The 873-nt window shown below is 65.1% G+C and carries 1 pseudogene; it reads left to right on the forward strand.

Annotation, left to right across the window (positions count from 1 at the left end):
• Positions 1–372: 372 nt before the first annotated feature.
• A pseudogene (locus NKI05_RS32205) lies at positions 373–873 on the forward strand (transposase); the annotation flags it as partial.

An 873-nucleotide genomic window follows, 5' to 3' on the forward strand; every position in this document is an offset into this window, starting at 1 on the left:
GTTTGCTCGCGGCTCCCCCACACTATCGGGGCCCCGCTGTGGGTGTGGGGGGCGGTGGGCGTGGCCCCCCCCCCCCCCCCCCCCGCGGGGCGCGCCGCCGCTTCTAGAAAGATCGAAGTAGGCACTCGCTTGCGCTCTGCCCGCTGACACCTTGTGGTTCCTCCTGCGGGTCCAGCGGACCACCATGGGTGTCGCCAGTTCTGGTGGTCACGCGCCTCCATTTGCGATCTCGTGTCAGTGAGTGCACCGCAGCACCCTCTCTGCTAGCCTGAAAAAGCCATGGGGGTTGGTGGATGTGGCGCAAGCCCGTTGAAATGACGTAGGATTTGCTACTTAAGCCGATCCGAACCATTTCCCGAGACCACACCCACCATGAACGATCTTGCGCTGCCGCTGAGCGGTTTGTCATCAGTCGGCGGCAAGTCCGTCGTCGCCCGTTTCGACGGCGGCATGCTGTCGTCCAACAGCGGCGTTCTGGCCTAGGCCGAGGTGGAAAAGCGGTTGCGGGTGGCCGAGCGTCTGGCGCGTTGCATCGACGATCCGCGCTGCCCGGACCAGGTCGTCCACAGTCTGGCGGACATGATCGGCTTTCGCATGAAGATGATCGCCGCCGGCTACGAGGACGGCAACGACGCCAACCGGCTGCGCCGCGATCCGGTCTTCAAGACGGCCCAGGATGCGCTGCCGTCGGGTCGGAATCTGGCGTCGCAATCGACGCTGTGCCGGCTGGAGAACCTACCCGGGGTGCGGGAGCTGGTCGCGATGGGACGGGCGATGGTCGATCTCTATTGCGCCTCGTTCCGGCAAGTGCCGAAGCGGATCGTACTCGACATTGACGACACCTTCGACGCTGTGCACGGAGGCCAACAGCTT

Source organism: Mesorhizobium sp. M0771, from assembly GCF_040320155.1.
Classification (GTDB): Bacteria; Pseudomonadota; Alphaproteobacteria; order Rhizobiales; family Rhizobiaceae; genus Mesorhizobium.